The organism is Microcoleus vaginatus PCC 9802 (genome assembly GCA_022701275.1).
Taxonomy (GTDB): Bacteria; Cyanobacteriota; Cyanobacteriia; order Cyanobacteriales; family Microcoleaceae; genus Microcoleus; species Microcoleus vaginatus_A.
On record CP031740.1, the window covers coordinates 5,935,392 to 5,959,325 of the forward strand.

General features: G+C 44.9%; 16 protein-coding genes and 3 pseudogenes. 11 read left to right on the forward strand and 8 right to left on the reverse strand.

The window, feature by feature from the left end:
- Positions 1–67: 67 nt before the first annotated feature.
- The 4 genes and pseudogenes from D0A34_24600 to dnaK form a co-directional block, all read right to left on the reverse strand.
- Complete coding sequence (locus D0A34_24600) at positions 68–2,503, reverse strand: dynamin family protein (GenBank protein UNU21598.1); 2,436 nt, start codon at positions 2,501–2,503, stop codon at positions 68–70.
- A gap of 384 nt (positions 2,504–2,887) precedes the next feature.
- Complete coding sequence (locus tag D0A34_24605) at positions 2,888–4,084, reverse strand: J domain-containing protein (protein ID UNU21599.1); 1,197 nt, start codon at positions 4,082–4,084, stop codon at positions 2,888–2,890.
- Between the two features lie 125 nt (positions 4,085–4,209).
- Positions 4,210–4,559: pseudogene (locus tag D0A34_24610) on the reverse strand (four helix bundle protein).
- A 182-nt stretch (positions 4,560–4,741) separates the two neighbouring features.
- A complete protein-coding gene (dnaK, locus tag D0A34_24615) occupies positions 4,742–6,874 on the reverse strand; it encodes a molecular chaperone DnaK (protein ID UNU21600.1) in 2,133 nt (710 codons plus the stop codon).
- A gap of 245 nt (positions 6,875–7,119) precedes the next feature.
- Between dnaK and D0A34_24620 the strand changes: the two are divergent.
- The 4 genes and pseudogenes from D0A34_24620 (at position 7,120) to D0A34_24635 (ending at position 10,002) form a co-directional block, all read left to right on the forward strand.
- Positions 7,120–7,338, forward strand: a pseudogene (locus tag D0A34_24620) (hypothetical protein).
- 92 nt (positions 7,339–7,430) lie between these two features.
- A complete protein-coding gene (locus tag D0A34_24625) occupies positions 7,431–8,222 on the forward strand; it encodes a Uma2 family endonuclease (protein ID UNU21601.1) in 792 nt (263 codons plus the stop codon).
- Between the two features lie 122 nt (positions 8,223–8,344).
- The gene (locus tag D0A34_24630; GenBank protein UNU21602.1) at positions 8,345–9,433 is read left to right on the forward strand and encodes an SPFH domain-containing protein; all 1,089 of its coding nucleotides are present in this window, start codon (positions 8,345–8,347) and stop codon (positions 9,431–9,433) included.
- Between the two features lie 86 nt (positions 9,434–9,519).
- Entirely contained in the window at positions 9,520–10,002 is a 483-nt protein-coding gene (locus tag D0A34_24635; protein ID UNU21603.1) for a hypothetical protein, read from the forward strand.
- 9 nt (positions 10,003–10,011) lie between these two features.
- Here the strand turns inward: D0A34_24635 and D0A34_24640 are convergent.
- A pseudogene (locus D0A34_24640) lies at positions 10,012–11,155 on the reverse strand (IS4 family transposase).
- Between the two features lie 95 nt (positions 11,156–11,250).
- Here D0A34_24640 and D0A34_24645 point away from each other — a divergent pair.
- The 4 genes from D0A34_24645 to D0A34_24660 all read left to right on the forward strand — a co-directional run bounded on the left by D0A34_24645 (position 11,251) and on the right by D0A34_24660 (position 15,922).
- Positions 11,251–12,162 (forward strand): hypothetical protein, encoded by a 912-nt coding sequence (locus D0A34_24645; protein UNU21604.1) that lies wholly within the window; start codon positions 11,251–11,253, stop codon positions 12,160–12,162.
- A 467-nt stretch (positions 12,163–12,629) separates the two neighbouring features.
- On the forward strand, positions 12,630–13,259 hold the full coding sequence (locus tag D0A34_24650; protein UNU21605.1) for a hypothetical protein: 630 nt from the start codon (positions 12,630–12,632) through the stop codon (positions 13,257–13,259).
- 268 nt (positions 13,260–13,527) lie between these two features.
- On the forward strand, positions 13,528–14,901 hold the full coding sequence (gene pds / locus D0A34_24655) for a 15-cis-phytoene desaturase (GenBank protein ID UNU21606.1): 1,374 nt from the start codon (positions 13,528–13,530) through the stop codon (positions 14,899–14,901).
- 91 nt (positions 14,902–14,992) lie between these two features.
- Positions 14,993–15,922, forward strand: a complete 930-nt coding sequence (locus tag D0A34_24660; GenBank protein UNU21607.1) for a phytoene synthase — start codon at positions 14,993–14,995, stop codon at positions 15,920–15,922.
- A 154-nt stretch (positions 15,923–16,076) separates the two neighbouring features.
- Here D0A34_24660 and D0A34_24665 read toward each other — a convergent pair whose 3' ends face one another.
- Both D0A34_24665 and D0A34_24670 read right to left on the reverse strand, forming a co-directional pair.
- Positions 16,077–16,574, reverse strand: coding sequence for a hypothetical protein (locus D0A34_24665; protein UNU21608.1), 498 nt, complete (start codon positions 16,572–16,574; stop codon positions 16,077–16,079).
- A gap of 345 nt (positions 16,575–16,919) precedes the next feature.
- Positions 16,920–19,664, reverse strand: a complete 2,745-nt coding sequence (locus D0A34_24670) for a valine--tRNA ligase (protein ID UNU21609.1) — start codon at positions 19,662–19,664, stop codon at positions 16,920–16,922.
- Between the two features lie 157 nt (positions 19,665–19,821).
- Between D0A34_24670 and D0A34_24675 the strand changes: the two genes are divergently transcribed.
- Positions 19,822–20,199, forward strand: a complete 378-nt coding sequence (locus D0A34_24675; GenBank protein ID UNU21610.1) for a GxxExxY protein — start codon at positions 19,822–19,824, stop codon at positions 20,197–20,199.
- Between the two features lie 71 nt (positions 20,200–20,270).
- Here D0A34_24675 and D0A34_24680 read toward each other — a convergent pair whose 3' ends face one another.
- Entirely contained in the window at positions 20,271–21,923 is a 1,653-nt protein-coding gene (locus D0A34_24680) for an FAD-dependent oxidoreductase (GenBank protein UNU21611.1), read from the reverse strand.
- 49 nt (positions 21,924–21,972) lie between these two features.
- Between D0A34_24680 and D0A34_24685 the strand changes: the two genes are divergently transcribed.
- Both D0A34_24685 and D0A34_24690 read left to right on the forward strand, forming a co-directional pair.
- On the forward strand, positions 21,973–22,152 hold the full coding sequence (locus tag D0A34_24685) for a hypothetical protein (protein ID UNU21612.1): 180 nt from the start codon (positions 21,973–21,975) through the stop codon (positions 22,150–22,152).
- A 41-nt stretch (positions 22,153–22,193) separates the two neighbouring features.
- Positions 22,194–23,906, forward strand: a complete 1,713-nt coding sequence (locus D0A34_24690; GenBank protein UNU21613.1) for an AAA family ATPase — start codon at positions 22,194–22,196, stop codon at positions 23,904–23,906.
- Positions 23,907–23,934: the final 28 nt, after the last annotated feature.

A 23,934-nucleotide genomic window follows, 5' to 3' on the forward strand; every position in this document is an offset into this window, starting at 1 on the left:
TTGTTGGCTATTATAGCACAATAAACAGAATAAAGAGGCCTGCGAATTTTCTTAGCCAAAATTGCAATCATTCACCATCCACCGAAACGCTATCATTTTGTCCAATTACAGGCAATAGATGCTCGTGCAACTTCATCGCCTGCAAACAACTATTAATCCCAGAAACCGCCCGATCGTACTCTTGAATCTTCTGCTCATTCTCAGCTTGCAGCCGCTGGTTGCGGGCAATCTTTTCCTCCGCCTCCTGTGCCAAAGTTTGCTCCAAATAATCGCGGGCTTGACTGTATTTCTGCAAAATATCATCAGCTTGCTTTTGGGCCAGCGGCAACAAATGCTCTTTCAGCGTTTGGTTGACAGTTTGGCGGAAAGTTTGCCGAATAGTTCTAGATACTTTCGGCTCAAAATCCAGCCGCAATAATTGCCGAATTGCCGGTTGGGCGTCCACCATGTTTTCGCAGTCGTAACCTTGAGAAGTTTGCTGCAATGTTTCCCGGAATTGATAAATCGAAAATGTGCCTTCGTCGTAAAAACGGGGACTTTCTCGCACGTAGCGATCGCACTCAACGCCCGCCGCATTTACCAAAGCATCAGAAACCCGCTTTGATAAATCCTCTAACTGCTGTTCAATTCCCCCGTCGTTCCCCAACAACCGATAAAGTAATCGATAGTATTCAGACTTGCGAACGCTATCTTTCAAATACTGGAAATAATTATCAACCAGTGACTTAGTAGCCTCTACTAAAATATCTTCCAACTGATTGGCTAAATAATAAAGTGCTTCAACTAAAACAGCAATTAAAGGTGCTGTGGCATTGCGGGGATGATTCCGCAAAGTGCGTCCGTAAGCCGCCTCAACAGAAAATCCATCTAACAATTCATCCAAGCGCCGGATCATCCGAGATTGCAATTGCCGAAAGTCTATATCGAAAATATCGCATCTGTTCATAATCATGTCATTGACTTCTTCGGCGATATGCTCCCGAAATTCCTCCCCAACTTGCTGCAATTCTTGATTTAGTCGCAAAAGTTCCTGTGCTTTCATTGCTTCAATTTCGCGGGGCTGGCTGTCCAAATTCCGCTGAATTGTTTGGTAATGTTTCCGCAGTTGAATGCACAAGTCTTCTAAGTCGTCAGCTAAATTTTTGAACAGTTGCGGGCGTTTTTCTTCGGTGAGGTACCGGGTGATGGCTGTGCGAAAATCTTCTATCCCGCTATCTTGAATTAATTGACCAATTAATGGTTGTCCTTGCTCTGCAAGAATCCGCACGTAGTTTTCATTTGGTGTTTCGTAGCTGTTAACTGAAATGCGAAATCGGCTCGGAGATAGCTTGCCGGAATTCGCACAGTAGCGATTAAATTCACTAACAAATTGCGGAGTTTCTTCACTATTACCGAGCAATTCTGAATCTAATTTATCATCTCCAGAAACTCGCCCTTGACTACTGGCAAAGATTGTATTTAAACCAAAGCGATCGCGCCCTGTTGTCCCTCGAATCAAACTCCCGTAAAATCCCAACAATCCGCTAGTTTTGTAAACTCTCGCAGTATCGCGAAAGTCGGAATTAATCAAATTTTCTAAGCGCTGTCGCAGTTGCGTGTTGTACCAAGTTTCGTCGATGCGGTTGAAAATGTAAAAAAGTCGATCGCGAATTCCCGGATTTCCCCGTGTCTTTTCCATCAACTCGGTTTCTTCCATCGTCATTTCCCCAGACGAAGCCGCTTTCAAAACGCAGACAACCGCCGAAGTATCCGGGCTTTCAATCTTATCATAAGTCAATTCTGCATCCCGCTGCACCGGCGCATCAATTCCCGGCGTATCGATAATAATATTGCCATCTTGTAGCAAGGGATGATAACAGTAATATTCAACTCGCTTGAGTACAGCACTGTTGCTACCGCGACGGGCATAACTAGCAGCTTCCTTGAGATTGGAAAAGTTAAACTGTTCCATCGAGTAGGTAGCGTTTTCGAGAGTTTGGATGCGATCGCGATTTGCCTCAAAACCTTCTAACAGCAGCATCAAAGCCTTAGCTTTTTTGGCTAGCTCGGATTTATTTTCGCCACCTTCCGTTTCAATAATTATGTTACATCCCTGAGACAACAGCGACACTACATCTGTTTGATTAATATTAAGTTCAGTAGTTAAACCTAACTGATGGCAAAGCACAGAAGCTTGCTGGCGAATTTCAAACTCGCTCAAAAAAGTTAGAACAACGCGCTCTTTTTCCGGCTCAGCAAAGGCGATATAACATTCCGTACCTGTCGCGTGTCCTTCCGCACTGTAGAGCAATTCCCGCTCCAGCAAAGCATTAATTAACATAGATTTTCCCGCACTGAAAGCGCCAGCAAACACAATTTCAAACTCAGGAGAAATTGCCTTTTTCAGAGAAGCTTGTACCGCCGTGATATCTTGTTGTCGCAAAGACGATTCCTGACGCAGCAGTTGCACTAAAGAATCAACTTGCTCTTGCAGACTGGTGCATTGACGGGGCATTTGAGTCATGGCGGCAGACTGCTCCTGATTGTGGGAAAATTACCTTATTGTTAATTCTCTGCTAGTTCAGGGATAATCACAACAGTAATTTTACTTATGTGAGCGACGATTGCTGAAAGTGCGATCGGCTATTCTGGCGACAAATCCTATCGTTTACGGTTGTTTCGGAATTATTAAACCGCAGAGGCCGCAGAGGGCGCTGAGTTAGAGAATAGAGAGAGGAATAATTGGTATACCCACGGACTTGATATCATCTATTTACAGCCAAGTGGCGAAATCTGATATGTCAGTAAAATTCAGCCAAGCATCTCCTAATTTTTCGTACACGATTAGTAGTAAGGCACGCATTATTGCGCCCCTACAAAATTAAACTGGCGCATTGCGTACTCTACATTAAACCGATAAATCCTGACGCGGTTTAAAAGACTCAACTTGCCGCAACTTTTCGTATAATTCCCGTTCCTCCTCACTAATTTCTTTGGGAATTAACACCTGAATTTCTACCAATTGATCGCCCCGATCGCCATTTCCCGTCGGATAGCCCTTGTTAGCCAACCGCAACCGCTTTCCAGACGTTACTCCCGGTGGCAATTTCATCTTTACCAAGCCATCCAGCGTCGGTACTTCCACATCTCCACCCAACACCGCTTCGCTGGGAGTCAGAGGCAATTCGCAGCAAACATCCGACATTTCCAATCGAAAAAATTGATGGGGAGAAACCGTGATTTTCAAATATAAATCTCCGCCACCAATACCTTGATTTCGCAAGCGAATCCGCTGGCCTGATACCATAGCAGGAGGCAGATTTACCTCGATCGCTCGCCCATCTTCCAGACGAATTCGCTCGGTACCGCCCGAATAAGCCCTTTCCAAAGGCAGAGTTAGCCTGGCCTCAATGTCTCTTCTCGTTTCGCGATCGACTGTTTCCCTAATTTCCCGTCGCATTTCGCGATCGGCTATATCCCTTCTGATTTCGCGATCGACTATCTCCCGTCGCATTTCTCGATCGACTGTTTCTCGTCGCATTTCGCGATCGTCGAAATCCCGTCGCATTTCGCGATCGACTGTTTCTCGTCGCATTTCGCGATCGTCAAAATCCCTTCTAGGTGGGCGAGAATTAGCAACATAACTCGTTTTCTTAGAAGCCGTACTCCACGGTTCAGAGGAGGCTACTCCCGGTGCATCATTCGCTGTCGCCATCCTCACTTCCCGGCGTCTTCCGAGCACTTGGTCGAGAAATTTATTAAAATCCGAGTAATCGCTAAAATCGACATCTTCGGCCGGTTTTTTGCGGGTAGTTTTACTGTTTCCCCAAGTTTTGAAATTGGGAAGTCGTACCCCTTGCTTTCCTTGAAATCCCTTTTGTTTCCAGAATTTACTAAACTGATCGTATTGAGCTCGCTTGTCAATATCGGAAAGAATATCGTAAGCTTCATTAATATCCTTAAACCTATCTTCAGCAGATTTATCACCTGGATTTACGTCAGGGTGCAACTGTCTGGCTAGCCGTCGATAGGCTTTTTTTATCTCATCAGCCGTGGCATCTTTGGGTACTCCCAAAATTAGATAGTAATTACGAAAATTCTGCATAGTTGGAGAAGGAAGAAGGAAGAAGGAAGAAGGATGAAGGAAGAAGGAAGAAGGATGAGGGATGAGGGATGAAGGAAGAAGGATGAGGGATGAAGGAGGAGGGATGAGGGATGAAGGATGATGTTTTATCCTTCTAGTTTGTTGATTGTACTGACAATTAATCGGGTGAGTTCATCTGCTTCTTTGATAACTGGTGAGATTTTTTCTGGTGCGGCTAACCTACTCTTTCAGAAATCACTAGATGAGTATCCAGTTCTCGGAGCGAACCGAGAGCTATTCGCAAATATCGAATATACTCTTGTCTCGTAACACGCCCATATCCCTCCGCAAGGTTAGCTGGTACTGATACAGATGCACGGCGAATTTGACTGGTAATACCATAAATTTCCGACGCATGAAAAGATTTAGTTAATTCGTAGCAAACTTGACAAAGATAAATACCCCGCTGCCAGATGTATTGTTCTCTATGGGTCATACAACATAATTTTCTCCTTACTTATCCTAGTAATCTTTATCTACTTCAAAGAAGTCTAGTGTAGGAGAGGAGAAAGAAAAAAGCTGAGAAGAATTAGGAAAAGAGCTGTCACAAATTCTCTGCTGAAAATCCGTTATTTTCCTTCTTCCTTCTTGCCTCTTCCTTCTTCCTTCTTCCTTCAATTACAGCCAATCGTCGTCATCATCCCAATCGTCGCTTTGATTTTGATAAGGGCGACTCGGGCGATTAGCACTGCTTCTACGATCGCCCATACGATCGCCCATACGATCGCCCATACGATCGCCCATGCGATCGCCCATGCGATCGTTCATACGATCGCCGGTGCGATCGTATGGGCGATCGGGAATTGGATCGACAGTCGATCGCCTGTACGGCTTAGCATTGGTATAATAGCTGCTGTCATCGCTGCGCCGCTTCGTACCGTCGCCCGTAAAAGTCCGCTTCACAGACTCAAAGAAATCGTCATCATCGTCATCCATCGCAAACGCGGAAACTTCTCGGCTCAAATCGTAAAGAGCATCCTGCAAATCCGAACCAACTTGGTCAACTCCCCGCTCATCGTTGCGTTCCAAACTGTCTCGCAATTCCCGAATTAAAGTTTCAATTCGCTGGCGACTTCTTTGAGCAAACTGCATTCCGCGATCGAGCGCAACTTCTCGCAACTGCCGCTCGGCTTGATAAGCTAAAGCTTCAGCGCGATTGCGTTTTTCCACCTTTTCCCGCTGCAACTTATCAGCTTGAGCAAACTGTTCCGCATCGCGAATCATTTGATTCACTTCCTGCTGAGTCAGCGTCGAAGCACCTTGCACAGTAATGCTTTGTTCCCTGCCAGTAGTTTTGTCCAAAGCAGTCACCAACAGCATCCCGTTAGCATCAATATCAAAAGCTACTTGCACCTGCGGAATCCCTCGCGGTGCCGGCGGAATTCCAGTTAGTTTAAACCGTCCCAAAGACTTATTATCTCGGCCTAATTCCCGTTCCCCTTGGATCACGTGAATTTCTACCACAGTTTGGTTGTTTTCAGCAGTCGAAAAAATGTCCGATCGCCTGACGGGAATAGTAGTATTGCGAGGAATCAATTTTTTCATCACCCCGCCGATAGTTTCCAAACCCAGCGACAGCGGCGTCACATCCAACAGCAGCACATCGCGGACATCGCCACCCAAAATACCCGCTTGAATTGCCGCACCCACCGCCACAACTTCATCGGGATTCACATTTTGATTCGGTTCTCGATCGATCAAACTGCGAACCACTTCCTGCACCAAAGGAATGCGAGTCGAACCGCCGACCAACACAACTTCATCAATGCGAGAAGGACTCAAACTTGCATCAGCCAAAGCTTGTTTGACTGGCCGCCGCAACCGCTGCACCAAATCTGTACACAGCCCCTCAAATTGACCGCGAGTCAGCCGCGTTTCCAGATGCAAAGGCCCATCTTCATTCGCATCGATAAACGGCAAATTAATCTCCGTGACACCGACTCCCGACAGTTCAATCTTGGCTTTTTCGGCCGCTTCGATCAAGCGCTGCAAAGCTTGGCGGTTGCGACGCAAATCAATTCCTTCTTTTTCTAAGAATTGTTCTGCCAACCAGTCAACAATTTTGGAGTCAAAATCATTGCCACCCAATTGAGTGTCACCGCTAGTTGCTTTAACTTCAAATACTCCGTCTCCCACGTCTAAGATAGAGACATCAAAAGTACCGCCGCCCAAATCAAACACTAAAATAGTTTGACTTTCTCGCCTCTCCAAACCGTAAGCCAAAGAAGCCGCCGTCGGCTCATTTAAAATCCGCTTGACATCAAGTCCGGCAATTCGTCCCGCATCGCGCGTCGCCTGTCGCTGCGAGTCGTTGAAATAAGCGGGAACAGTAATTACAGCCCCCGTCACCTCTTGTCCCAGATAGCGGCTGGCTTCATCAGCCAGTTTCCGCAAAACCATCGCCGAAATTTCCTCTGGGGCAAAATCTTTTTTCAGGCGGGGACACTTGATTTTGATGTTCCCGTTTTCGTCGCGGCGAGTTGTGTAAGGGACGCGCTTTGATTCTGGAGTCAGTTCGGTATATTTGCGTCCGATGTACCGCTTGACGGCGTAAAAGGTGTTTTGCGGGTTGAGAACAGTCTGGCGTCTGGCCATCTGTCCCACCAGGCGTTCTCCTTCCTTTGTGAAAGCGACTACCGAGGGAGTTGTCCGCATCCCTTCTGCATTGGCAATCACAACCGGTTTGCCGCCTTCCATGACGGCTACTACTGAGTTTGTTGTTCCGAGGTCAATGCCAACTACTTTACCCATGCGTCAGTTGTCTCCTGTGGCGTTGTGTGTAGCCTTTTCAATATAAGCGTTAAGTATGATTGCATTTATTGTACCGCGTCGAGAAGCGGGGGCTGCGGGGGGATTGCCTCACTTTGGTCAAGCGGCTGCCGTTGGCTGGGTGCGATCGACCTTTTTTCGATCGCGCCCAGCGCCGCAACTGAGGAGCAACTTGATTAGAATGGAGAGCAAAAGTTATACCTATCATCAACATAGAGGTAGCCTGAATGACCGGATTAGAAGTATTGCACTCAGTTGAATTTCTCAATATAAAAGGCCAACAAGTTGCTGTCTTAGATGTCGAAACTTGGTAAGCACTCATCGAATAGTTAGAGACTTTAGAAGATTTGCCAATTCCCAAACAAGCATTAAAGGACTTAAAAGCTGCTGGTGGAAATTGCGATCGTGCCGCTTGGTGGAAATGGGATGAGGTGAATCGGAGCTAGAGTGAGTAATTACACAATTTACATCAGATATAATCGAAATTCAAAGTGCGATCGCCCTCCCTCTCAAAAATGCCTCCAATCAAAATAACATTATGAAATTCACCCTAGATGTAGAAAACAACCCTACAGGCTGGCCAGACCACACTCAGCTACCCGAATCAGACGGTACTTTTGTGAAAAATTTTCAAGAACATCCCCAAAGCATTCTGCTAACCGATTCAATTACTCCCGTCCTCCAAAGCATTCATCCAGATGCTAACTATTGTATCGGTCAAGACAGCGGTATTTATTGGCGATTAACTGAGCCGCTAGAACGGGGTGCGGAAGCACCGGACTGGTTTTATGTGCCTAATGTCCCCCCAACTATTGACGGTCAATTGCGCCGTTCTTATGTGATGTGGCAAGAATTTGTAGCACCGTTAATTGTGTTAGAATTTGTATCGGGAAATGGTGCAGAAGAACGGGACAGAACGCCTTTATTGCGATCGGGTCAACAGGAAACTAAGCCGGGTAAATTCTGGATTTATGAAAATGTCATCCGTCCAGCATTTTACGGGATTTATGAAGTGAATCGAGCTAGCGTTGAAGTCTATCACCTGATCGAAGATAGGTATCAATTAGTTGCTGCAAACGATCGCGGTCATTATCCCATTGAACCGTTAGGAGTGGAATTGGGAATTTGGCAAGGAAGGTATCAAAATGTTGAGTTACCTTGGCTGCGCTGGTGGGATAGTGAAGGGAATTTGCTGTTATCGGGATCTGAAAGAGCTCAACAAGAACAGCAAAGAGCCGATCGCGAACAAGAAAGAGCTCAACAAGCAGAAGACCAATTAGAGCAATTGCGCGCTCAGTTGCGATCGGCGGGAATTGAACCAGAATTGTGAATTGTCTGCAAGTGCGATCGCGCCCATCCCCAGCGCTCGCACCTCAAAACTTTACAATGGCGATCGGGAACATCGATCGCTCCTATTGAAGCTAAAATCAAACAACAACCCAAAATAAATCTATGGGACTCTTTGACAAGATTCGCGGCGAATTTGTCGATATCATCGAATGGTTGGACAATACCAGTGACACCATTGCCTATCGATTTGAGCGTCACCAAAACGAAATTAAACAAGGTGCTAAACTAACTGTACGACCAGGACAAATAGCAGTCTTTGTCAGCGAAGGCCAAGTTGCCGATGTCTTCGATCCGGGAATGCACGAACTCTCCACCCGCAACTTACCCGTTCTCAGCACCTTAAAAGGTTGGCCCTACGGTTTCAACTCTCCCTTTAAAGCAGAAGTCTACTTTTTTAACACCAAAATATTTACCAACCTGAGATGGGGAACCTCTAACCCTGTAATTATCCGCGATCCAGAACTCGGCCCAGTGAGAATGCGGGCTTTTGGCACATACAACATTAAAGTTTCCCATCCCGAAAAACTCTTAAAACAACTAATCAGCACTGACGGACTATTTCAAGTAGATGAAATCAGCGAACAGCTACGCAATACAATAGTCAGTGCCTTTGCCAATTGGGTTGGCAATTCCCGCGTTCCCCTGCTAGACTTTGCAGCCAACTACACGCACATGGGCGAACAGGTGCGAGTTGCCATAGAGCCAAGTATCCAGCAGTTTGGGTTAGAGTTAACTCAGCTATTAATTGAAAATATCTCGATGCCGCCTGAAGTTGAAGCAGCACTCGACAAACGAGCCTCGATCGGACTTCTGGGAAATATGCAGCAATATACCCAATATCAAGCTGCTAACGCTATAGAAGCATCAGCAAATAACCCCAGCGGCGGCAACCAAGCACTAGAATTGGGCATGGGCATGGCAGTAGGCCAACAAATGACAAATATGATGCAGTCACCAGCATCGCAAACACCGCCGCCACCTCCGGCACCAACACAAACTCAGTGGTATATTGCCCAGAACGGTCAACAAGTAGGCCCTTTTGGATTGGATAAACTTTTGCAAAATGGTTTGACGCATCAGGTAATGGTTTGGCGTGCAGGTTTTGACGGCTGGAAGTTAGCATCGCAAGTGCCGGAATTAGCATCTTTGTTAGCGACAGTGCCCCCGCCGCCCCCGCCAGCCGCCGCCTAAAATTTTGCATATTTATTTAATTGGTAATTGGTAATTAGTATGCTTTCCCGATTACCCATTGCCAGTTACATCACCAATAAATCATTATGAATACTTCTGAACCTGCTGTTAAACGTTTTCCCTGTCCTAGCTGCGGGGCTTATTTAGAGTTCAACCCCCAAGCAGGAAAGCTCAAGTGTGCTTACTGCGGCTGGGAAGATGCAATTGCCCAAACTGCTGAAGAGGTAAAGGAAAATTCTTACGAAGAATATCTCCAACTCGATCGAACGGCGCTGGCAACTTTATCAACAACAGCCGTTGAAGTAAAATGCAATGATTGCGGAGCAAGTGTTACTTTTGAACCGCCGAAAGTAGCGGGCCAATGCCCATTTTGTGCTTCTCCAATTGTGACGCAACCTGCAAAAGCGAACCCTAGCGTGCATCCAGAGGGAATTGTACCGTTTGAAGTTACTGATAAACAGGCCAGAGAAAGCATTCAGAAGTGGCTCAGCAATCGCTGGTTTGCTCCTTCTGCTTTGAAATCCCTAGCGCAACAGGAGAAAATTCAAGGGGTTTATCTGGGAGGGTGACAAAGAGGCCTAGGAACTAGACCTAATCAAGGTTGCAGCCCGTATACCCTGTTGATAAAAGCGACGTTTATTACGGGTTAACTTCATTAACTCTTGGACTTCTAACGAATATCGATCGAGATAATTCACCCACTCTTCTCCATCCTGACCGATGCCAAATATGCTCCTTCTACGGTATTTCTGGCGCTTGTCTTTACGGCGAGATACATATTTTTGTACCTGTTTTTTCTGAATTTCAGTGCCTTGAAATATAGCTGAGCTGTAAACGAGCGCCATTAACAAAATAATTTTTATGAGTCGGTCTCCCTTGAGACCACTCCCTTCTAAATTATAGCCTCCTGTCTTACAATCTCGGAACATTTCTTCAATTCCCATTCGTTTTTTATAAGCTGCGATCGCTACTGGCAAAGAGCCTAAATCAGTTAGAATAAACCAGGCGTCTTTTACTTTCAATCCTTGATAGTTTCTTTTCCATTTACAAGCGATATCAAACCCTAGTACGGGTCGACTTTTTCTGACCCTCACTCCTTGAAAATACAAAGATGTTCCCGGTACTACTCCTAATGAGTCTAAGCGTTGCCAGATTAAGTTTTCTGTTTCGACACAATGATTCTTTTTGAGCCTCAAGCAAAAAGACACACCCCTTGTCTTGAGCCAGAATCCCTGCGTCTACTGAACAAAATTCACGGTCACCCAAAACAATAACTTTATATTCTTTAAATAATGGTAATACTTGTTGTAGAGCGAGAGTTTGTTGTGGTAAGTTACTGTTTCCTAATTTGGGTAACAAACACCAGTATAATGGAATGGCTCTTTTCTGCCAAATCAAGGCGATTGTGAACAGGTTGATACACCCCCATTGGGTGCGATCGATCGCTACTGATAAAGTTTGTCCGACTGAGCAAAAAGTTGTTAACCAATAAGCGATCAATGGAAACCAGATGAGTGATATCGTTAATTGAGGTAAGTCCAGAAATCTTTGCAGTTTACGGCGCCGACTTTCGGTGGTAATTGGATAAGGAAATACTCGTGCCAGCCTCTCTAATCTCACTTGTTTTTCTGACTGTATCACATTCAATAAGATTGTGAGCAGCATAAACTGGGCCTGGGTCAGTTGTTTTTGTAAATGAGTCTGATAGAATGTGGGTAACATTTTTGTTGGGTAGGCTAGCCTGTAACAATTCGGCTGCCTATCTTTTTTTAGCACAAGTGGGTTAAATCTTTATTCACTCTGGGTTTCAGGCGGGGTTGTCACCCCGCCAGGGGGTTTATTTGCCGTTTTGGACTTACGACACTTATACAGTTAGTTACTATCAAGGTTCTCGCGGAGAACACTACTACGTGACTGAAACTTATACGGAAACAAACTCGCAGGGTGAAACTGAAACTAAAACTCGCGAAGTGCAACATACTAGGTGGTGGCCTGCTTCTGGCAAAGTCGATCGCTTTTTTGACGATATTCTGATTCCCGCTACAACTTCAGTCGATCGCCCCCGCCTAGATGCGTTAGAACCTTGGCATCTCAAGGAGTCGCTGCGCGCTTACAATTCATCTTATTTAGCTGGGTTTGAAGCGCAGCGATCGCAAGTTTCTCTCACTCAAGGATTTGAATCTGCTAAAAATGTCATGGCCTCTACTATTCACTTCGATGTTTGTAGGAATATTGGTGGCGACGAGCAGCGGGTTCACAGCATTTCTACTGATTACAGTGGTATCACTTTTAAGCATATTTTGCTACCTGTGTGGCTGTGTGCGTATCGTTATCAAAACCAACGATATCAAGTAATGGTTAATGCACGCACCGCTGAAGTTCAAGGCGAACGTCCCTACAGTGTTTGGAAAATTACTGCTGCTGTTGTTAGCGGTGTCGTGCTTGCGGGTGTTATGTACCTCTTGTTTACGGGTAATTGGAGATATATCCGTGTTCCCGGTTTGCCTCAACCCCAACCCCAACCCACTTCCCTACCTGTACCGCGCCAAAGTTTACCGCCAGTTCCTATTCCCTCTACCGCACCTGTACCGAGCCAAAAATTACCGCCAGCGCCTGTTCCTTCTACCGCACCTATACCGAACAAAAAATTACCGCCAGCGCCTGTTCCCTCTACCGCACCTGTACCGAACAAAAAATTACCGCCAGCGCCTATTCCCTCTACACTCTAGTAATTCTCGATGGAGCAGTCACCGGAGGCGGCGGAGGCATCGTCGTCGGTGTAGTAGTCGCGATCGATGTCAGTAAAATTAACTCAATTATTATTTTGTCCCAATCAATAAATTTAAGGGAAATCTACCTTAAGGAGTACACAACACTGTTTTTAAGTATATTTTTTAAAACACCTAAATTAAAGAGAACAAGCTCTCTTTAATTTAGGTGTTGCTTTAAGGAAAGATTATGAGTACAGTAGATTTAATTGTACTGATGATTTTAATAAAAACCCATACTATTTTCAGAAATAATATATAAACTACGAAATATCGACATTTAAAAACACATTCATGAACTGCAATTGATAGCATATAAAACTTCGTGAAAAAGCGAAAACTTGTAAATATATTGTGTCAAGCACTCAAAAATTATTTAATTAGTACAACAAACGAACTTTTACTAACATAATTTGAGAATCACTTGTATGAATCAAAATCAAATTAAATGGTTGGCCGCCGCTCTAATGCTAATAGACCACATCGGATTGATGCTTGAAGCAGAACCCATGCGTATCATCGGCCGCCTCAGTTTTCCGTTGTTTAGTTGGGTATTTGCTCAAAACTGGAAACGACCGGGGGACAAAAATCCTCTAATTACTCGACTGATATTATTTGGGGTACTTTCTCAAATACCTCATATGTTACTTTTTGGCAATTTACAGTTAAACATCATGTTTAGCTTTGCCGTAGCAGCACTAACTTTGAGCTACATCCGACGCTTCGATCGCAAAATTGCAGTTTTAAGCACAGGTCTAGTAAGTGCTCAAATTTTAGGAGTGACTTACGGCTGGTATGCAGTGGCTTGCCCGCTATTGATGATTAGGTGGAAAGGAGGAGGATCTCGCCTTTGGTGGTTCGGCTGGACTATAGCAAATATCGGATATGCAATTAGTTGCAAAAGCTGGATTCAAATTTTCGCTATATTCACACCGCTAGTTCTGGCATACTACGATACCTCTAAAGACCAAAAACCAACGGCTCTAGAAAAAAGATTTTTCTATTATTTTTACCCACTACACCTTGGGGGGCTAGCGGCACTGCGAACAATGGTCTAAATAAGACTGGGGATTCTAATTAGTTCATTGTTGATTTTTTATTTAAACGAAGTACAACCGCGTCTGTGAGCGATCGCCCCCAGAAAAGCGCGATCGCTTTCCTGTAACTTGCCTTCGCTCTGTCATCCAGGAGTATCTGACAGAAGTCGGGATCTTTGCTGGCTTACCCGTCTGTGAGATTTTTCCCTAGGCTGAGAATGACAAAATATTGTAACGAGTTGTAAAGTATAATTAAACCGAAGCGAACACAGAGGCCAAGTAGTATCAAATGCGAGTTGCGATCGCCGGAGCAGGCTTAGCAGGACTTTCCTGCGCTAAATATCTTACCGACGCGGGCCACACCCCCATCCTCCTAGAAAGTCGGGACGTACTCGGCGGCAAAGTAGCCGCCTGGAAAGATGCAGACGGCGACTGGTATGAAACCGGCCTCCACATCTTCTTCGGTGCATACCCGAATATGCTCCAACTCTTCAAAGAACTTGACATCGAAGACCGGCTGCAATGGAAAGAGCACTCGATGATTTTCAATCAGCCGGAAACCCCCGGAACCTATTCCCGCTTTGACTTTCCCGACCTTCCGGCTCCCTTCAACGGCGTCGCAGCCATCTTGAGCAACAACGATATGCTCACCTGGCCCGAAAAAATCCGCTTCGGTATAGGTTTGATTCCGGCGATGCTTCAGGGTCAAAACTATGTCGAAGCAATGGACAAATACTCGTTTTCCGACTGGCTCAAAAAGCAAAACGTCCCTCCCAGGGTCGAGAAAGAAGTATTCATCGCCATGTCCAAGGCGCTCAACTTCATTGACCCCCACGAAATATCTGCAACCATACTGCTGACAGCCCTCAACCGCTTCTTGCAAGAGAAAAATGGCTCGAAAATGGCCTTTTTAGACGGTTCCCCCACAGAGAGGTTGTGTCAGCCGATGGTAGACTACATAACTGAGCGCGGCGGCGAAGTACGGCTGAATGCACCCATCAAAGAGTTTTTGCTCAACGATGACAACACGGTGCGCGGCTTCCACATTCGGGGAGTAAAAGGGGCAGAGTCAGAAATTCTGACGGCCGATATTTACGTTTCCGCGATGCCGGTTGACCCGCTCAAGTTGATGATGCCGAAACCTTGGGGCGAAATGGATTATTTCAAACAGCTCGAAGGCTTGGAGGGAGTACCCGTCATTAATGTACACTTGTGGTTCGATCGCAAATTAACTGAAATCGACCATTTGCTGTTCTCGCGATCGCCCCTGCTGAGCGTCTACGCCGACATGAGCAACACCTGCCGCGAATATGCCAACCCAGACAAATCCATGCTGGAACTGGTTTTAGCACCGGCCAAAGACTGGATAGGCAAATCAGACGAAGATATCGTCGCAGCCACAATGGTCGAGTTAGAAAAACTCTTTCCCGATCAAATCCCAGAACCAGCCAAACTGCTCAAATATCACGTAGTCAAAACCCCTCGTTCCGTCTACAAAGCCACTCCCGGACGCCAGCAGTGCCGTCCCACCCAAACAACTCCCATTAGCAATTTCTATCTAACGGGGGATTATACGATGCAGCGTTATCTTGCGAGTATGGAAGGTGCCGTGCTTTCTGGTAAGCTGACAGCGCAGGCTATTTCAACGGCCAATAACCAATGAAAAATTAAGAATTTTTCATAAAGACGTAAAAAATCTCCCGTTTTCTAAACGGGGGAAAATCAGTTCTAATCTTTAAATTTCTTATTCTCGGATGCTGCAACTGTCAAAACTCCAGTGCATGAGAACTCTGGCTTCTGTGGATGACTCTTACGAACTGTGCCGCCAAGTCACCGCGAGTTATGCCAAAAATTTTTATTTAGGCACTCAACTCATGCCCGAAGCCAAGCGTCGGGCGATTTGGGCGATTTACGTCTGGTGCCGCCGCACCGACGAACTCGTAGACGGGCCGGGTTCTGATGCAACGACCCCTGAAACCCTCAATCTGTGGGAAAAACGGCTAGAATCTGTGTTTGCCGGCCATCCTCACGACGACTACGACGTAGCTTTGGTGGATACGCTGTCTCGTTTCCCGATCGACATTCTGCCGTTTCGAGAGATGATTGCGGGCCAGCAAATGGACTTGTACCGCAGCCGCTACGAAACTTTTGAAGAGCTCAATCTTTACTGTTATCGAGTAGCGGGTACTGTAGGGCTGATGTCGATGTCTGTCATGGGTGTAGGCGAATCGAGCTCCGCTGCTAACTGGAATTGGCATTGGGGGAATAGAATTCCCAAAGAAGAAGCGATAGCCCTGGGTATTGCCAAGCAGTTGACTAATATTCTGCGCGATGTCGGAGAAGACGCCCGCCGCGGCCGCATTTACATTCCCTTAGAAGACTTAGCCTTGTTTAACTACACCGAAGAAGATTTATTCAACGGTGTAATTGATAACCGCTGGCGGGAATTGATGCGGTTTCAAATTCAGCGAGCTCGCAAATTATACGCCAGCGCCGAACCGGGAATTAAAGTGCTGAGTCCCGATATTCGCTGGACAGTTTGGGCTGCTACTATGCTGTACAGCAGGATATTAAATGCGATCGAACGCAATCAGTACGATGTTTTCCAGAAGCGGGCTTATGTTAGCAATTCTCAAAAACTGCTGTGTCTCCCCGCCGCTTGGATGAAGTCAAAAGTGCTTTAGCCGCAGGCAATTTTGCTGGCGATTCGGCAAGGGGTAAGGGGTATTTGTCAAGTTACAAATTATATGATGTCCAGCAAATTGCATATGAGGTTTGTGGGGATGCGCTAGTGCCGTGTCCCTAACTTGGGTGGGTTAACTTAAGTCAATTTATAAGTCAAATTAGTGGAGTAGCGGGCGGAATTTTCAATTGGGCGATCGAACTTTCCAACAATTGCTTTTCCTGCTGGAGTTTTGCTTCTAAATTTTGAATTTGTTCTCGGCGGGCTTCAACTTCAATCAAGCGGCGAGACAATTCTTGACTCTGCAAAGTGAGAGATTGCCTCCAATCTTGTGCTTTCTGGGCTTCTTGCTGCAAAAAATCGGGAGTAAAGCCTGTTGTTAAATATTTCTCTACTAATTGTAGTACCCAGTTTGTAGCTGCTTGAATATGCAAAACTTGGGTATTTCCGTCAACATTTGCTAATACTAGCATTCCTTCATTTAAAACATTAGTTGCAGAGTCAATTTGATTTTGATCAAAATCTTTCGGTAATGTCAAGAAACTTTCTTCACTAAGAATAGCCCAAGTATCATCAGAATTTTGGCAAGCCAGCAATTGCAGACTTATCTCGCCTAAATTTTCCTCATTTTGTACTTTGGCTAAATATAGCATAAGGGTTATTAGTTATTAGTTATTCATAACTGGTAATTGGTAAAAACAGCTATCCCTGTATCGGTGCATTCCGGGTCATGCTATTGGTAATTGGTAATTGTAGGATTTGCATCGGGAGCATCTCATATTTGTAAAAACACTTCTTCTGGCTCCTTCCTTCTTCCTCTTTCCTCCTGCCTCCTCCCTCCTGTCTCCTGCCTCAAAACTCCAATTTCTAGCTGGGCTGCTTTCATTGAGAGGCTCCCTTTGCGAACTCGTAGGGGAGGGTTTTACCAAGAATAATTGCCTCAAACTAACTATCTCGTAAACCCGCCCCCGCCACTGTCAACAGTCAACTGTCAACTCTTAAAACAACTTTAGCCGATCGCGCAAAATCTCCGCCTGTTTTTCGGCTTCCGCCAAAGCATCCCTCGCCCCCTGAACCACATCAGGAGTAGCCTTATCCACAAACTTCTGATTAGTCAAACGCGCCGCAGTATGCTTAATTTCAGCTTCCACCTTGCTCAACTTCTTCTCTAATTTAGCACGCAAAGCCGCCAAATCGACCACCCCAGCCAGAGGAATCAATACTTGCACAGTACCGACCACCCCAGCAATTGATCCCCCTTGCCCCCCCTTACCAAGGGGGGATTCTGCATCCAAACTAGCAGTTACGGTCAGATTTTCGACTTTTGCCAAATCCTGAATGTAAACGCCTCCATCTGAGATGATTTGACGTTCTTTTTCGCTTTCGCTTTGCAAAATCGCCGTCACCTTCACACTGGGTTTGATATCAGCATCTGCCCGCAAATTGCGAATAGTGCGAATTGTACCGAACAACAACTCAAACTGCTGTTCCAAATCAGCATCAATGAGTGATGCGTTTGCTTCAGGATAAGCCTGCAAAGCCAAACATTGATCATCACCTGTTTGAGTCAGAGTGTGCCAAATCTCCTCAGTAATGTGTGGCATAAAAGGATGCAGCAGTTTCAGAATCCCTTCCAACACAAAAGCAAAAGTTTGCTGTGCCACTTTCTTAGAACTTTGTTCAGCATCCTGTTGCAAGCGAGACTTGACTAACTCAATATACCAGTCACAGAAATCGCCCCAAATAAACTCATAAAGTCCCTTCGCCGCTTCCCCCAAACCGTAATTTTCCAAACAATTGCGGCTTTGTTGCACAACTTGATAATAGCGAGACAGAATCCAGCGATCGCACAATTCCAAACCACCTCCCCCAGAAGGACTTCCCAACTGCTGCGGCGTCTGTCCCTCCAAATTCATCATCACAAACCTAGCGGCATTCCACAACTTATTCGTGAAATTCCGGGAAGCTTCCACCGATTTCGATTCATCAGTTTTGCGATCGTACTCCATGCGAATATTTTGACCGGCCCCAACCACTTCCTTAACCAAAGTGTAGCGCAAAGCATCAGTCCCGTACTTGCCAATCAACAGCAGCGGGTCGATACCGTTGTTTTTACTCTTAGACATTTTCTGACCGTTTTCATCCAATACCAAACCGTGAATGTAAACAGTATCAAAAGGCATCTTTTCAGTAAAATGTCCCGCCATCATCGTCATTCTAGCAACCCAGAAAAAGATGATATCAAAACCCGTAACCAAAGTAGTTGTAGGATAGTAAAACTCCAAATCTTTAGTTTCATCCGGCCATCCCAAAGTTGAGAAAGGCCACAACCCGGACGAAAACCAAGTATCCAATACGTCTGGATCTCTTGCTAGCTGCACGTCATCACCAAATTTAGCCGTAGCTTTTTCCTTAGCTTCAGCTTCAGTTTTCGCAACTATAAAAGGTGTTGTATCAGTAATTTCTCCTTGGGTTTCGCTAACAGCATACCAAGCCGGGATTTGGTGTCCCCACCACAATTGCCTGGAGATACACCAATCCTTTAGCTTCACCAACCAATCGCGATAAACCTTTGTCCATCTGTCAGGAACAAAGACTGGTGAGTTACTTTGATCTAATGCTTCTAAAGCGCGTTGAGAAAGAGGGTCTATCTTCACAAACCATTGCGTAGATATCAACGGTTCGACCGCAACTTTGCCGCGTTCGCTGTAGGGAACTGTATGCTTATAATCTTCTATTTTAACCAAAACCCCGTCATTTTCTAACCGCTGCACCACATTTTTCCTGGCAACAAATCGGTCTTGTCCCTGGAACTCTCCGGCATTTTCATTTAAACTGCCGTCCTTATTCATGATGTTAATAAACGGCAAATTGTGACGCTTACCCATCTCGAAGTCATTCGGATCGTGGGCGGGTGTCACCTTGACACAACCAGTTCCGAAAGTCGGATCGACAAACTCATCAGCAATGATTGGGATTTCGCGATTCACGATCGGCAAAGTCACAGTTTTACCGATAAGATGCTTGTAGCGATCGTCCTGTGGATTCACAGCCACCCCTGTATCGCCCAACATCGTTTCCGGCCGAGTCGTCGCCACCTCCAAATAACCAGAACCGTCCGTCAAAGGATAGCGGAAATGCCACAAATGGCCTTCAACTTCCTGCTGGTCTACCTCCAAATCCGACACAGCAGACTGACTCGCCGGACACCAATTCACCAAGTAATTGCCGCGATAAATCAGCCCCTCATCGTACAGCCGGACAAACGCTTCTAAAACCGCAGCGGATAAGCCTTCATCCATCGTAAAGCGTTCACGCGACCAATCGACAGACACGCCCAAACTGCGTAACTGATTAGTAATAGTATTGCCGGATTCCGCTTTCCACTCCCAGGCCCGTTCCAAGAATTTTTCTCGGCCTAAATCGTGGCGAGTTTTGCCTTCTGCTTTGAGTTGCCTTTCGAGAATAGTTTGAACTGCGATGCTAGCATGATCCGTTCCCGGCAACCACAGCGTATTGCGTCCAGTCATGCGGTGATAGCGGACGAGGACATCAATCAGCGTCTCTTCAAAAGCGTGTCCCATGTGGAGGCTGCCGGTCACGTTGGGCGGCGGGATGACGACGCAGTAAGGTTCGCCTCCGGCTTCGGGGTCAGCTTTGAAGGTTTGGTTGTCTTCCCAGTATTTTTGCCATTTGGCTTCGGTGGCTTTGGGGTCGTATTGCGGGGGTAGATTTGCGGTCATGGTGGCTTGAGAGTTTGATCTTATTTAAGATTGTGCCACAGGAGAGGGAGGAGAAGAGTTTTGAACCGCAGAGGGCGCAGAGGACACAGAGGGAAGAATGCTGGGAGGGTTTTGGGTTATGATTGCGATCTAGGTTTGAGAAGAGGAGAGAGGAGAGTTGGGAGAGGAGCTTAATGAGTTGACTTATGCTGTGATTGGGGCAGCAATGGAGGTTCATAAGGAGTTGGGGCCGGGGTTTTTGGAAGCGGTATATGAGAATTCGTTGCGTGAAGAACTCTCGCGCCGGGGAATTCCTTTTGAACCTCAACCTACAGTAAATGTGATTTACAAAGGTGTTGTGGTTGGGGAAGGCAGATACGATATGCTGGTTGCCAACACCCTCGTTGTTGAATTAAAGTCAGTTCAAAGTATACTTCCTATCCATGAAGCTCAAGTTATATCATATCTGAAAATGACTGGTTATCCTCTCGGTCTTCTCATCAACTTTAACGTCCGCTTTTTAAAAGAAGGAATCCGCCGCCTCATCGTCTCCTAAATAAACCTCTCATCCCTCTCCTCTCTGCGCCCTCTGCGCCCTCTGCGGTTAAATCCTCTTAATATCTTTAATTATTTCACCTCCTTATAATCCACCCCATAACTCGTATCTCTCCCCGACAAATACGTAGTTTTCCCGGTTAAAGTCTCCAGAGTTTTTTTCGTTTCAGCCGAAGTAATCGAATTCAGAGGTACGCCGAACTTGCTAGCCAAGGCAGCCGCCACGCCCACACCTTGTCCTTGATAAATATTCACCGTCGCAATTCGCCCGACGGATACAGCCATACCCACATAACCAGACGATCGCCCGACAATGGCTAAATTCTTGACTTTGCTAGCCAAAGCGCTTTCAATCCCGAAATTATAGACTGGCAGCGGCGGAATTCTTGCAGATAAATTCTTGACTCCGCCCCGCATATCGAAATCGTAGGAAAAACTGCCGATCGACTTTTCGGGTACTGTTCCTCCTTTGATAATCTCCTTCCCCGTCAGTGGATCTACCACATCGCGAACGTTCAAAGTTTGCCTGATATAAATCTCGTCTGGAATAAATACTCTCACATCTTTACCAGACTTCTTTTGTAGCCAGTGTTGGAGATGTGACATTTCTTTAATCATTTCAGGAGTCGGTTTTCTGCCGTTAGCTTCCATCTTCATGATTTGGTGAACTTGGTATTTAAACAAAAACCCGTTCCAGGACAGCACATTTTTGTTATAAACGCAGACATTGCCTTTATCAAAAAAGAATCCTTTATTTTGACTAAATGGTAGATTTCTGTCTATGTGATACGCTGCGCCTATGGCTACACTTCTGATATCGTAGCCGTCTGTATATGGCTGATAAATCGTACTCCAGAAATTCCTCAGCCAGAATTTTGTACTGGCCGGATCTTTAGATTTTGTAATGCTTTCTTTAATCTTTTTTACTAAAGGCCTGTTGTAAAGAATATCATCTTCTATTCTGCGGAATTCGGACATTGTTATACCTGTAATTCTCGGAACTACAGAGACTGCTAAAGTTTCATTTTTTGATTTGATATTTTGAGATTCATATCCTGTATAATAAGATAATCCGGCTTTTCTGGCTAATTCCGCGTCTTGAGTTACGTCAATAAAAGAGTTGGCTTTAATTTTTAGATTGCTGCCTTTTACTTCGGCATATTCAATTTTTTTATGGACGACGTGGGGAGTAAGAGTTGAGTTGGAAATAACTTTGACTTTTGCTGCTGAAAGCATTTGCCTGAGAGCTCGATCTGCCATTTTTGGGTCTAAGCAAGATTCGCGCGCATTGGCTTTATCTAAGAATTCCTTAAAACATTGGGCGTAGGGTTGGCGATACCAACCGGGGATTTTATCTAAATCGATGTAAGCTAAACCGCCGCGGGTGAGTAAGCCGCCCAAAGGATCTCTTCCGTAGTTCGATCGCACGATCGCAACTTTGCCCTTTGCGCCTAAAGTTTTCTTAGCCCATATCGCCGCACATATCCCCGGTACTTCATCACCATATACTACTACATCGAACTTTTGCTCGGGTGATTTTTTGGGAGGTAACGGAGGCGGGCTGCTGGATTTTTGCTGCTGATTTCCAGCGTCTAAGGTAGCACTTGCTGGGTCTCTATTTGCGATATAATTTTCTATTTCTCTGAAAACCGGATAATTAAGTAAAAGTTTTAGGGCGGCAAAGATGATTGCAATTGAAGCTAATTTCTTAAAAGTAGAGAGCATTCAGTTGACTCGTTTGTAAATTTGCATTACCTGAAAGCACAGTTCAGGGTTGACGGAATTGAATATAGCACGTTTAGATTATTTCGACACAAGTTTAAATTTTCCGGCAACTGTTGTTAGAGGTTTTGCCAGTGTTACTGGTTTGGCAGGGCAATTGATGAGGGTAATGATGGTGGGTGCGATCGCATCTCAGATATCTGGTGTCGGGAAGGGCGATCGGCTACAATAATTTAAGAACAACAATTGAGTCACCTTAAACATACAGAAAAAATGAAAAAAGTTTTTGTACATCCTGAATGCCCTTTTTCAGTAAACACATTTAACCTATTGACAGAATTTTATGAAAATCCTAGAGTTGATTTTTACAGGATACACAAAAAAGATTTGTTGAAATATGTAGAAGAGCCAGTCAAGTATATTTTAAGCCAGGTAGAAGAGCAGTTGCCGGATTTTATTAAAAAATATATAGATCTCAAGCAGGAGAGCTTTGGCCGCATTCAAACACAACATTTGGAATCCGCAGTAGTCTACCCCTACCCTATAGACTACTGCGCCTTTAACAGTATGATTCCTCCCGAAGCTCCTCAGTTAATGTTAAAATTGGAATACCCCACATTAACTTTTGGTTTGAAGGCACAAAAGACTGTGTTTGAGTTCATGCTATATAATTATAAAAAAAATCTTAGAACTGATCTTAATTCCCTCGAAATTCTTAAAGGTTATAACCTTCCCAATAAAGATGAGTTTTATTTAGACTATAACATTGCAAAACAACCCGATGGCAATTATTATCCTCTTCAGATTACTTGGAGTGATATTGTTCTTGGGATAAATAAACCTCGCAAATATACTTGTATTTATGAACTCTTAGAAAGTATTTTGACAAAGCTTCCTGTCGATTCATTAGAATCTGAAAAGTTTTCAGAAGCATCTCAAAAATTGGCACACGAAATGATTTTTGTGAATGATTTTTTTGTTGGTAGCTCGCTTGACTTACAAGAAATATTCGGATATTCTAGTCAACAAATAATTTACAAGGTAGCACAAACGTTTAAAAAAGTATTTCCCTTGTTTTTGATTAGTAATAAGAATTTACCTATTCTTATTAGTGAATATTTTTCAGTATATGAAAAGGAATTTAACCCAGTGTATCAACTAGAAAAAATTTCCAAAATTACAGGTTTTCAAACAACCCAACTAACTCAATGGATACACGCCATTAACCGCAAAGGTCAAACCATCATCCAAGGCCCACCCGGAACCGGAAAAACCTTTATAGCCGAAAAACTAGCCAAACACTTAATCGGCGGTGGTGACGGTTTCTCAGACATTATCCAATTTCACCCAGCCTACACCTACGAAGACTTTATCGAAGGCCTCCGCCCAATAACTCTAAACGGACAATTAACCTACTCAATAGTTCCCGGTAGATTCCTAGAATTCTGCGAACAAGCCGAAGCCTGTGAAGACACTTGCGTTCTCATTATTGATGAAATTAATCGCGCAAATCTTTCTCAAGTCTTTGGCGAGTTAATGTATCTCCTAGATGACCGACAAGACACAGCACGCTTTATTACACTAGCCAGCGGTAAACTATTTAGAATCCCTACAAATGTCCGCATTATCGGCACAATGAACACCGCAGACCGTTCTATTGCCTTAGTCGATAACGCACTCCGCCGCCGCTTCGCATTCCTCCCCGTCTATCCAAACTATGAAGTGCTGCGAGAGTATCACCAGAGAGAGAAAACAGGTTTCCCAGTTGATAAATTAACTAGCATTCTAAAAGATGTCAATCGCGCAATTAACAACAAACACTATGAACTAGGCATCTCCTTCTTTTTGACAAAAACCTTAGCTGAAGATATCCAAGATATTTGGAAAATGGAAATTGAGCCATACCTCGAAGAATACTTCTTTGATAATCAGGCAAAAATGGAGGAGTTTCTCTGGGATAAAATCGAATCTCAATTCAGCAATTGATAATCTAACGCTACCATTATTACCACAA

Bases quoted from the DNA above. Each gene is read 5' to 3' on its own strand.
- D0A34_24680 (UNU21611.1), bottom strand. From the start codon at position 21,923: ATGCTCTCTACTTTTAAGAAATTAGCTTCAATTGCAATCATCTTTGCC.
- D0A34_24690 (UNU21613.1), top strand. From the start codon at position 22,194: ATGAAAAAAGTTTTTGTACATCCTGAATGCCCTTTTTCAGTAAACACA.
- D0A34_24605 (UNU21599.1), bottom strand. From the start codon at position 4,084: ATGCAGAATTTTCGTAATTACTATCTAATTTTGGGAGTACCCAAAGAT.
- pds (UNU21606.1), top strand. From the start codon at position 13,528: ATGCGAGTTGCGATCGCCGGAGCAGGCTTAGCAGGACTTTCCTGCGCT.
- D0A34_24670 (UNU21609.1), bottom strand. From the start codon at position 19,664: ATGACCGCAAATCTACCCCCGCAATACGACCCCAAAGCCACCGAAGCC.
- D0A34_24600 (UNU21598.1), bottom strand. From the start codon at position 2,503: ATGACTCAAATGCCCCGTCAATGCACCAGTCTGCAAGAGCAAGTTGAT.
- D0A34_24650 (UNU21605.1), top strand. From the start codon at position 12,630: ATGAATCAAAATCAAATTAAATGGTTGGCCGCCGCTCTAATGCTAATA.
- D0A34_24635 (UNU21603.1), top strand. From the start codon at position 9,520: ATGAATACTTCTGAACCTGCTGTTAAACGTTTTCCCTGTCCTAGCTGC.
- dnaK (UNU21600.1), bottom strand. From the start codon at position 6,874: ATGGGTAAAGTAGTTGGCATTGACCTCGGAACAACAAACTCAGTAGTA.
- D0A34_24630 (UNU21602.1), top strand. From the start codon at position 8,345: ATGGGACTCTTTGACAAGATTCGCGGCGAATTTGTCGATATCATCGAA.
- D0A34_24660 (UNU21607.1), top strand. From the start codon at position 14,993: ATGCTGCAACTGTCAAAACTCCAGTGCATGAGAACTCTGGCTTCTGTG.
- D0A34_24625 (UNU21601.1), top strand. From the start codon at position 7,431: ATGAAATTCACCCTAGATGTAGAAAACAACCCTACAGGCTGGCCAGAC.
- D0A34_24665 (UNU21608.1), bottom strand. From the start codon at position 16,574: ATGCTATATTTAGCCAAAGTACAAAATGAGGAAAATTTAGGCGAGATA.